We start from the raw sequence: 9,797 nt of genomic DNA, 5'->3' as shown, positions 1-9,797 counted from the left end.
TATGGTCGCCTAGTCGTTGAACAAATCACCCTCCGGTAAACCCGGGGCGGTTCAATGCAGGCTGCCGAAGCGGCTCCGAAAAGTGCTGGAGGATGGCACGTTGTTCTGTTCATCAATGATCAGTCCCGACAGCACGCCTTTCTGTTTCAGCACGGCGCGCAAGGCTTCGAGCAGTTCGGCGTCCGTGAAATGCTGACTGCGCGCGTCGACGATTTCGCGCGCGCGCAGGAAGAGCACCTCGTCCACAATGGCGGGGTAGGCGCCCTCCGCCCGGATCCACATCTCGCGCGGGTTCACCACCCGGCGCTGCTTCAGCTTGAAGGACACCTTGTTGTAGACGTTGTTGCCGATGTATTTTTCGTTGGTCAGGAGCTGGTGAACGGAGGCCCGGGACCACGGCCGCTCAAGATCCGTCTGATGCCCCTCGGCATTCAGGGTTTCCGCAATCTCACGCTCGGTGCGGCCATCCTCGACGAACATTCGGTACATGCGGCGCACGACATCCTGTTCCTGCTCAGGGCCCGGAACAAGCACGACACGGTCGGTCTGAAGGCTCTTCTGCTCGCCGCGGGATAAAGCCCCCTTCGGGTTGCCGTGTTCATCGATCAGCACCCGACGCAGGCCGTAACCAGCCGCGCCGCCTTGGCGGTATCCAAGCTCCACCAGACGGCACTGCCCGGCAAAGACCTTCACTGAAAGTTCGCGGCTGTATTCGCCTGCCATCACCCGCTTGACGGTTTTCAGAAGGTTGGAGCCGATGCTGCCGTCGTTTTCGAACTGCTCACCGCAATAATGGACCCGGATCCCCGCGCGAGAGCAAACATGCTCGTGGTAAGCACCTTCATCAGCATCCTGAAACCGGCCCCAGCGGCTGACGTCATAGACTAGAATGGCCTTGAAATCCGCTTGGCCGGTTCGGACCTCGGCCATCAGGTTCTGCAGCGCTTCGCGGCCGTCCAAGCGCAACCCGGACCGCCCGGAGTCCTCGAACACGCGCAGGATCTGTAAACCCCGGGCGGTCGCATAATTTCGGATGATGTCGAGCTGGTTCTCAGTCGAGTACTTCTGGTGATCGGTCGACATCCGCACATAGGCGACCGCCGGGATATCCTGTCCAGCCTCGTCGCCTTTGTCCTCGCTGTTGTATCGACCGTTATTCAAATCGGGTTTTCCTTTTCAGCCTTTTTTGGTTTCTATATTGCCATCTGGCACAAACGCGTCTGGAAAGTCGTTCCCTGAAACGGGCAAGATCTTTCCGTTTGCCCGGCAGGCAGTTCTCAAATTCCATTTCATTACTGCGCTCCTAAAATCAGTAGTGTCCGTCAAGCGCGGTCCAATGACCCACCGCGGACAAAATCAGCACACGCCGTTTTCATGGTTCTTCAATTGTTTAACGAAGAAGGACGTGAAAATGCGCGTGAAGATGGGCACAGTTGTGCCGAAAATGGGCACATTTGTGCACCTGATCGCAGAACCAACCGATTATCGAACCGCCATAGCGATGGCTTTGCACGAAGAGTTGGACGACACATACAGGGCAATCAAAACGGCCATGCGCTGGACGGGCGCTAGCGAACGCACCGTGAAATACTGGTTCTCGGGCGAGCGGGGGCCGAGCGGCCACCATCTGATCGCCCTCGCGCGGCATTCGGGTGCCGTGCTCTACATTGTTCTTGCACTTGCAGGCCGCCACATTGTCGAGGAGGCAGACGATTGAGAGGCGAACGATGATCGGCAGGAGTAGGGCGCAGCGCACTCTTGTTTTGTGTGCGTTTTTGGTTATATTGAATACACGCGAGATGAGAGGTGCTGCGCCATGTCCCGAACAACCACGATGACCGTCCGCCTTGGTGGAGCCCTGAGTGACTTCGTGTCGGCCAATGTAGGCGATGACGGATCCTATGAGAACGTCAGCGAGTACATCCGCGACCTGATCCGGCGTGACAAGGAGAGGGCGGAGCAGGAAGCCTTCAACCGGCTGAAGGGCGAGCTGACCCATGCCTTCGCGGCAGCCGAAGAAACGTATCTACCGCTGACTGCTGCCGAGGTGATCGCGCGGAACCGGGCCTGATCCGGTGCCCGCCGTTCGAATCCAGGAAGGGGCGTCCCATCGCCTCGATGACATCTACCGCTACACCCGTGACAGATGGGGAGATGATCAGGCCGAGAAATACATCACCGGCCTGTTTGCCGCCTTCGACAAGATTGCAGCGCACGGTGTCGCGTCGAAACCGATCCCAGCCGAGTTTGGTGTTGAAGGGTACTTCTTTCGCTTTGAGCGCCATTTCGTCTACTGGCGACATCTCTCGAATGGCGACATCGGGATTGTGACGATCCTGCACGAGCGCATGCATCAGATCGACCGGTTTGGGGAAGATTTCGGGCTCGGATGATCGGACGCCTTTTCAAGGCGCATCAGTTTTGGCTGTGTGGAATCGCCGATGTTTGCACGGTCCAGCGATAAAAGTAGACACCCACTTGCTGGAGGTGGGGAGGATGCCGCTCTCGCCAGACGGCATCGCCATGTGAGACGCTTGCAGTGTTGGAAGCGCACGTGGGGTGGATTGCGCAAAAATTATTAATTTAAAATCAATGCCTTGATGTGGAGAAGGTTCGACGCCAGTCCCGTTTCCTCCGCCATTATCCCTATTGCGAACCAGTGACGCCGCCCCGACGGGCACGGATTTTTGCGTGTTACCAAAGGGGTTTGCGGGAAGAGGCCGAACCTCATAGGCGCGGCGCCAGGTCACGGTTGAGCTCAGAATGGCCCTCAGTCTCAGTTAGGGCGAACCTCGCCCGATACGGTTCGGCCCTGTTTTCCTATTGGATTTCAATCCGCTGCAGCCTAACCCCGCCAAAACCCAATGGCGCGATCCGATCGCCTCCGATGGCAACATAGACGACTCTTTCTTCAAAGCCTTATTAGGCGGACGGGCCGGGGCGCCAAACTGGAAGCATTGCATGTCTCGGCAGACACCGCGCACCCTGCCCGTGTTATTTCAGTTCACATTTTCAAAGACTTGGCAGGACGGTTAACCGAATTCATCACGGAATTGATTGTGACGGTAAGTCCCACCCTCAAACGGGCAATATGTTTCATTTGGACGTTGGCCACAGGGCTGCCCGCAGCATAGCAGCGTTTCGCCCGAGCCTGCCTTATAGTTCGATCTTGGCTTTGGCCGCTGCGGGTCGTGGTTGTGCGTCCAGCCGTTCCGCCAATGCCCGGTCAAACAGCCAGATGACAACAATGAGCTTGTCGCGGCTATGGCCGGTATTGACGGCTACCAACGGGGCGCACTGCGAGATGTCGGGGATCCTACCCGGCCGTTCCTCAAAATCGTCTGGCCATCCGAGTTCGCTCCAATACTGATTTCCGCGCACCGGGTTTTTGTCGCCGAACGCGGCGGCGTCTTCGGTAACCATCGCAGGCGCGGCACCCAGATCTTGCAAGTGGAGCAGGGATGGCGCGCCGCAATATCCCCAGGTGTCTTCTTCTTCGGGAAGGGCCCCCCAATACCATTCGTCTTCCGCATGTTCGCTTATTGCGGCTCCATATTTTTCTTGAAGCGACAGCTTCAGCCCCTCCAGGCTGACCTCGGAGGGGTCGAGTTCGAGGCGACGCATCAACGCGATCACGGGCTTGTCTTTCACATGGTCGGCATAGACCGCAACCAGCGACTCGCCTGTAGCGGGATCAATAAGCGCGCTGGCATGACCAAACATGCTTTTTCCCGGAATGTCAGTGGTATAAAGTGCGGCGCCCGGCATGCGTTCGCGCACTGAGCTTTCAAACTCTGCCAGCGGCATTTCGAGTGTGAGGCCCAGAATATCCAGACTTTCAGGCGGCGTCGCAACAATCGCGTCCCAATCGCCTTTCTCGGTTCTGCCGACCGATTTGTAGCCGCCGCCGAACTGGTCACGCCGGAAGCCCTCTGCGGCTTCGACCTGGCTCGTCAGTACCACGAATCCGACCAGGCCGTCGGGCGGCTGGCTGAGGGACGTCGACGGAACAAAGCGTATGTCATCAATCGATAGCTTATAAACGATGCTGTCCGGCATTTCGGTCACACCGCCGATACTGGGCTGTTCACGAACGACAACCAGCGTCGAGACATAGGATGCGTTGTCGGGCCGGATACCCTTGTCCAGCGAGCGGAGCCCCGAAGATACATATTTACAGTCCAGTCCGCTACCGAAGCGGCCGCCGCCCTCCCACCACCAGACCACATCGGGACCGGCGCGGGATCGGCCGGATTCAGAACTGTTGCCAACGCCCTGCGTCAGCGTCACGTCCGGCCTCAGTATCTTTGAAATGTTTGCCAACAAGAAAGGAAAATTCATTTCGACGTCAGGTTGCCGTAACACCCGAAGGCCCCGGCAGCCGCTGATGGGGTTGATATTTCCCGTTGGCAACAGCAGGACATCGGGCAGCGCCGCCGCCCTGGCCAGCGACCATGAACGGAACTCGGGCAAAAGCGCATCAATGGCACTCGCGCGCAGCGGCTGATCGGGATTGGCAAAGAAGCGGCGCCAATCAAGGGGCGGGGCCGTTCCTTCGCCGGCTTTCTCCTTTTTCGCCTTCGTGTCGCGCTCTTTCAACAGCCGGTCGACCAGCATGCGCCTGAACATCTTATCGTCAAACGTTTCCGGCGCGAGCGAGAGTGCCAGAAGGTCAAGGCCCTCAGGATCCAGCATCAGCGCATCGGGTGGAGCAACCTTCACGTCCTCTTGCCCAAACGCGGCGCCAAGCCGTGCGGGTGCGTCAAGCGCAACCCGAATGTCGACCTTAAGCGGCAAAGCGTTGGTTTGCGCCTTATCAAAGATGACTTCGCTGGGCGCCGAGATCACCAGCGTCTGTCCTTCATCGCGGTCATAGACTGCACCGACTGGATGGACCTTGATATAGGCACCGGTTGCGCGCTTGTTTCCGGTGAAGCTGGCAACTTCGTCGGCAAATTCGGCCGGCACGCGCAAAAATGCATAGTCTGCTTGTTCGACCCCTCTGATGGGAGGGGCCTCGACACCGTCGAAATCTTCTGAATGGCCGACGGGTGTAAAGCCCAGCCGCACAATTGGAAAGCCGCCCTGATCTGCATCATAAGGGCCAAGCTTGAAACTTGCGCCGATCCAGTAGCTGTCGCGTGCCATCTGGCGCAATTCCTGCCGAAATGCCGCCTTGCGGGCCTCATAAGTGCTTTGAGGTGAAGGCGAGATCGCGCGCACGTCCTTGATCGCCTCTTTCATGATCTCTCCGCTGACGTCGAGCCTGTCAATTGCGGCAAGCAGGCTTTTACCAGTGGTCAAAAATAGCTCATCGGGAAGGGCATCACCGGTCTTTGGGGCGCCGGCATCGCCAGCCATCGCGCCGTTCTGCGGCACCTTCGCAAACCCGTCCGGTACGGCTATTTCATAGAGATGCCGCGATAAGTCGTCCCCGGAGTAAAGTCGAATGGAGCTTACCGCAAAGGACGGTCGCACGCTGCCAACCTCCTGCATCGAAATCGCGCCGCTGCGACCTGTCCGCGTGCTCAGCGTATCCAGACTATAGTCGATCACCAGGGTCAGAAAACGCCTTTCGCGTCCGCCGGAACCGTCGTGCGAAAAACTGTCAAGCAAGGCCTGCGCGGCCTCTGGGGCAACCGGCAGGAAATCCGGCAGAAAGCGCGTGATCTGCTGGCCCCTGCTATCGGACGGCAACCACGGTACCGAGTCGAACGAGGTCGATAACGGGAAGCCCGCAGTCTCGAAATCGTATTTCCCGAGCGCGATCCGGCCAATGTATCGCAGCGCGAGAGGAAGCGCAGGACTGCGCTCGATGACGCGCTGCCGCATCTCTACTTCGTTTTGCGTCAGCGCCGCGCGCAGTTCCAGTTCGCTGGGCTGATCGCCTGGGATGGCGGTAGCGATTTTGAGCGGGAAAAGATCGGCGCGCTCGCGGTCGCTGAGCAGTGCGCGCATGACAAGCTCGGCCACTTCGGGATCAAGCGTACGCTCGGGCTGTGCCGTCGTCAAAACCGTCAGCTTTGTCGCAAGAAGCAAGGCATCCCAGGACGACAGTTTGCGCAACAGCGCATCGGGCACCTCGCCCATCGCTTCGTTCATGTCGCGGCTGTTGACCACATAGCGCCCGCTGCTCGCGCCGCCGCCGTAGATCCGGGCGGTTTCCAGAGCGTCGGTCGGTCGGGCAATGTTCACATTGGCCGCGTCACCGCCCTGCCAGACATGCAAGATCTGATCCGGCCCATCGTGCCGAGGTCCGTCATCCCGTATGACCGGACGATAGACAAATGTGACAGAATGGATCACGGCACGGGCGCTGCCTCCGTGGTAGATGTTGCCCTGCATGTTCGGCAAATGATCCGAGAGCGTGACCGCGATCCGCACGAGCGTCTTGCCCTTGTTCGGGCCGATCATCCCATCCGGCACGGGCGTGAAGCTCTGCGGGATCGGCAGATAGAAGGGCTTGTCCAAATTGAGGGTCAAGCCGAAGAACCCACTGCTGAACTTGTGATCCGGCAATATCAGCCGGGTAATCGCAGCCGCGTCACCGATAAGGTCCACTGTGCCCCCAGAGGGTTGAAGTGGCAATTTCGGATCACCATTCACGTATCTGATCGTCATGGGTTGTTCGATGACTGCCGATACCGGCGGTGCGTTGGCAAAACGTGGAGCCAAGGCCTCGATACGCGCCTGAGCCTCCCAGCCCATGTTCTTGGCCGCCGCGACTTCGGGCAGGTCCGGCGGGAAATCATAGGCAAGCAGTCGGTACTGGATCGCTTTTTCGGCGGCGAGGTGCGGATTCTGCGCGATGCTCCACAACAGGAATCTATCCAGCAGAGCCTCTGTGCCGATCAGGGCCCCGGCCGAGTCTGCCTGCATGGGGGCTGCCGCCGATTGCGAAGCCTTATCCGACCTGTCTGCGAAAGAAGGCACCGCGCCAAGAACGGGTGCATTTTCGGCGGCCAGCGGCCCACTGTTACCAAGTAAGGCAATTCGTTGTGATGTCATCTCCTCAATACAGGCGACATTGGTCCGACAACCGTTCCGCGCCTCGATCCAAACCTGCTGCGACGCCCTGAGGTTTTCGGGCGCCGAGGCGAAAACCTCGGTAAGTTTTTGGTCAAGCTCTGCCAGATGGGGGAGCGTACAGATCAAATCCTCGACGGCATTTCCTGCCTTGGTACAGTCGAACCCCGGCGTCACCGCCGGATCCACCCCCCTTGCCCGACAGGCCGATGCAAGCGCGCGTGCCTCCGGCTGTGGAATTCTAACGTCGAGCCGCCCCGCTTGCTGAGAGTTGATGCTCAACTTTGCGCCACGGTCGAAAGCATCGCGCAGCCAATCCCTAAGGACCATGCGAACAAAATACACCCCGACGCTTTGCTCAAACGTCATTGGCAACTGCCTGCTGGTGCTTGATCCCAGCGCGATGCCAATGCTGCGATCATATCCCGTGTAAGGCCCTGATACCGTTGGGCTGAACTGTAAAGTCAGAACGCCAGCACGCGGGTCGATCCCTAAAACCGGCGCCGGGTTCAGTGACGCCGCGCAGCGCATTGTCACTAGTAATTCGCCATCCCGTTCAAGATTGAGGCTGGCGATAGTCGTGCCGTCGACATCAGCCAAGATATAGCTCCACTTCCCCATCCCCGGTTGGCCATTGGTTGCAACCGGATAAGAGGGCGCTACGTTGGGTGCCCTACCGCTATCGGCAAGCGTGACGCTAAGGTAATACGGGCGCCCGGCGGAACCATAGACCTGAACATTCAGCAAGGGTGCGCTGCCTCGGGCGATGGCCTCTGCCACGCCGGGGCCAAGCATGCCTCGCGCCAAGAGTTCCGCGAACCGGCCACGCGCCTCGGATGAGCCGAATGTCGCATCAATAACATCGCCCTGCTGGCGGATACCGAAGCGGTGAACATTCGCCCGATCCTGCGCAAGAATCTGTGCCAAACTCGTCAGCGGTGAACCTTTGGAATTAACCCGATCTTCTATGCTGATAACAGCCGTGTAGCTGTCCAGTAATTGCTGCGCATGTACCGGTGCAATTGCGCTACAAAGAAAGGCGATTACCCAGACGGCTTTATAAGACCATAGTTTCATGATTTCCCTCATGAACGATGCTATTCTTCAAAAACAGAAACGAGGCGGGCATACAGGATCAGCTCAGGACGAAATTCGAAATGCATTCCGTCGAAATGATGCCATTTCCCACCCCAGATGAATCCATACCGCTCAAAGGTCATCACGACCTCTGCTGGTATTCGGTTGTTGTAAGCCCCGACATTGCCTTCCGTGGCGCCTGTCCATTTCCAATACTGTCCCAACCCAGGGTTCACATCCACCGCAACCCCGAAACTGTGCGGGCTAAGCCGGTCTGTGCCGCTGATCACCCGCCAGTTGTACCCACCGCCCGACATTGAAAAAACGGCGGAATAGTCTTTTTGTGTGGACGCAAGGGTTTTAAGAACGGCAGCCAATTGGCACGCGACATTCCGTTTGCCAGTGACCCGAAACACGGTATTGGTAAGTGTCGGCTCACTGACAGCGACCAGAGAAGCGCTTGCGTTTTCTGCACTCTGAAAATAAAGACTCCGAAAGAAAGCGTCATTTCTTACCCTGCCGGGATCGAAGTAAGGCAATTTTCGGCCCGAAAGGTTGAATGAAAGAGGGTAAATATCAACGAATTGTTCAATTACCGATGGTTCCGCAAGGCGCTGTTGGGGATGGATATCCCTGATGGCCCCGAATTCGATCCACTGCAAGCCGTCGGCTGAAACAAGACCGTCATCTGTTGAGAAAGAGATATCAGGGTAGGCCAGAGATAGTGCGGCTCTTTCGAAATCCCCGGTTATTGATAAGATTGGCAATGCCAGATAGTCTGTTGCGTGACACTGGGCCGCGGCAAAGCTGCCGGTTGAAATAAATAAAGCAACTGATTTAATCCACAATCTTGCCATAACCTAACCTATCGGTGCGTGTGTTTCGCGTCGGAATGGGAGTAGGTCCGTTCAAAGGGTAATGCATCGGTATGATTCGAGCAACCAAACGCTGGATTTGCTTATGGGGGTTGCTGCCATCAGCGACCACGATGGCCACGACATTTTTCGCAAAGCTGCAACATTCGAGGGCGTGACCTAATGGGATGAACTGCCTTCCCGCCAAACCGCAGCTATAGTTGCGGTCATCGGTAGGACAGGAAGGAGTATTCCGATGGAAATCGCGGTTCTTGGAATTGACTTGGGCAAGACGGTTTGCAGCGTGGCGGGAGTGGACGGCACTGGTGCTGTCGTGATGCGTAAACGTGTGCAACGTTTCCGGCTTCTGGATTTTCTGGCGCAGTTGCCACCTTGTGTGGTCGCCATGGAAGCCTGTGGCGGCGCCATCACCTTGGGCGGTCTTGTTTGCAGTTCGGTCACGAGCCACGCCTGATGTCCCCGCTCTGTGTGCGGCCTTACGTGAAAGTGCACAAGACTGATGCCCCGAAGAGAATGGCTGCGACGCCGAGGGCATCGCAGAGGCCGCGACCCGTCCGACAATGAGTTTCGTGCCGATCAAGTCGGAAGAGCAACTTGATTTGCAAGCCCTCCATCGGGCGCGAGAGCGGCTTGTGCAGGATCGGACCCGGCTGATCAATCAGGCCATCCAATTTCTGAAGAAGCAGGGGTTTTCTGATGGAGCGCGGTATTCGTCCGGCGCAGGGGCGGCATGTGTTCCGGAAATTCCTGACAAGGCTCGCCGGAGATCACAAGGACGATCTGACGCCGCGGATGATGGCGCTGCTGGCGGACATGGCT

7 protein-coding genes and 1 pseudogene are annotated in these 9,797 nt (G+C 57.9%); 5 read left to right on the top strand and 3 right to left on the bottom strand.

All coding sequences use genetic code 11. The features are described from left to right. Positions 1-57: 57 nt before the first annotated feature. A pseudogene (locus tag ACM62R_RS09215) lies at positions 58-1,161 on the bottom strand (recombinase family protein); the annotation flags it as partial. Between the two features lie 250 nt (positions 1,162-1,411). On the opposite strand from ACM62R_RS09215, the gene ACM62R_RS09210 reads away from it, so the two are divergent. From ACM62R_RS09210 to ACM62R_RS09200, 3 genes are all read left to right on the top strand, one after another. After that, complete coding sequence (locus ACM62R_RS09210) at positions 1,412-1,717, top strand: XRE family transcriptional regulator (RefSeq protein ID WP_415183765.1); 306 nt, start codon at positions 1,412-1,414, stop codon at positions 1,715-1,717. 99 nt (positions 1,718-1,816) lie between these two features. After that, positions 1,817-2,071, top strand: a complete 255-nt coding sequence (locus ACM62R_RS09205) for a ribbon-helix-helix domain-containing protein (RefSeq protein WP_415183763.1) — start codon at positions 1,817-1,819, stop codon at positions 2,069-2,071. Positions 2,072-2,075: 4 nt separating this feature from the next. Beyond that, complete coding sequence (locus tag ACM62R_RS09200; RefSeq protein ID WP_415183762.1) at positions 2,076-2,393, top strand: type II toxin-antitoxin system RelE/ParE family toxin; 318 nt, start codon at positions 2,076-2,078, stop codon at positions 2,391-2,393. Between the two features lie 763 nt (positions 2,394-3,156). Here the strand turns inward: ACM62R_RS09200 and ACM62R_RS09195 are convergent. Continuing rightward, positions 3,157-8,103 carry a lysozyme inhibitor LprI family protein gene (locus ACM62R_RS09195; protein WP_415183761.1) on the bottom strand — a complete coding sequence of 1,649 codons (4,947 nt, stop codon included), beginning with the start codon at positions 8,101-8,103 and terminating at the stop codon, positions 3,157-3,159. Between the two features lie 20 nt (positions 8,104-8,123). Further along, on the bottom strand, positions 8,124-8,960 hold the full coding sequence (locus tag ACM62R_RS09190; protein ID WP_415183760.1) for a M15 family metallopeptidase: 837 nt from the start codon (positions 8,958-8,960) through the stop codon (positions 8,124-8,126). 253 nt (positions 8,961-9,213) lie between these two features. Here ACM62R_RS09190 and ACM62R_RS09185 point away from each other — a divergent pair, with 253 nt between their 5' ends. Further along, positions 9,214-9,432, top strand: coding sequence for a hypothetical protein (locus ACM62R_RS09185; RefSeq protein ID WP_415183759.1), 219 nt, complete (start codon positions 9,214-9,216; stop codon positions 9,430-9,432). A gap of 79 nt (positions 9,433-9,511) precedes the next feature. Further along, positions 9,512-9,797 (top strand): IS110 family transposase (locus ACM62R_RS09180; RefSeq protein ID WP_415183764.1); only part of this gene is annotated, 286 nt, incomplete at its 3' end.

Source organism: Phaeovulum sp. (assembly GCF_047638075.1).
Taxonomy (GTDB): Bacteria; Pseudomonadota; Alphaproteobacteria; order Rhodobacterales; family Rhodobacteraceae; genus UBA6197.
Note: the sequence above shows the minus strand (reverse complement) of the source record. Positions and strands in the feature narration are given on the sequence as shown.